General features: G+C 31.3%; 1 protein-coding gene. It reads left to right on the top strand.

Features of this window, described 5'->3' with window-relative positions:
* The first annotated feature begins 109 nt into the window (after nt 1–109).
* A complete protein-coding gene (locus tag KI369_RS28970; RefSeq protein WP_000859484.1) occupies nt 110–364 on the top strand; it encodes a biotin/lipoyl attachment domain-containing protein in 255 nt (84 codons plus the stop codon).
* Nucleotides 365–536 lie beyond the last annotated feature (172 nt).

The following is a 536-nucleotide window of genomic DNA, read 5'->3' as shown; positions in this document are numbered from 1 at the left end:
AATAGGAATTGGAGATTGGTATGCTTTTTGCATAAATAATAGTTGAAATCTTTAAAGGAGAGATATGCAACGTTTCAGTACCAATTAATAAGAAGGAGGAGTTTATAAAGTGAAGACGGTTATAGAAGGCGTGTATAGTCCTTGTTACGGGAAAGTAGAGAAGTTATTTGTTGCGGAAAGTTCTTACGTATACGAGTGGGAGAAATTAGCGTTAATTGAAACAATAGATAAACAGAAAGTAGAAATTAAGGTAGGAATCAGTGGGTATATTGAATCATTAGAAGTAGTAGAAGGACAAGCTATCGCTGATCAAAAGTTATTAATAACAGTAAGGGATGATCTTTTAATAACAGGTAGTGATTAATATAAGTGCTATGTATTTTGCTCTTTTTAATAATTATTTTTATTATGAATGATTTTAAAAACGCTTACATGAAATGGTTTTTCAAAGAGAAAAGGGGGGATTATATGATGGATCAAAATAAAGGATTAAAACGGGAATTGAAAAGCAGGCACATATTTATGATTGCACTTGG

It is taken from the genome of Bacillus sanguinis, from assembly GCF_018332475.1.
Classification (GTDB): Bacteria; Bacillota; Bacilli; order Bacillales; family Bacillaceae_G; genus Bacillus_A; species Bacillus_A sanguinis.
Note: the sequence above shows the minus strand (reverse complement) of the source record. Positions and strands in the feature narration are given on the sequence as shown.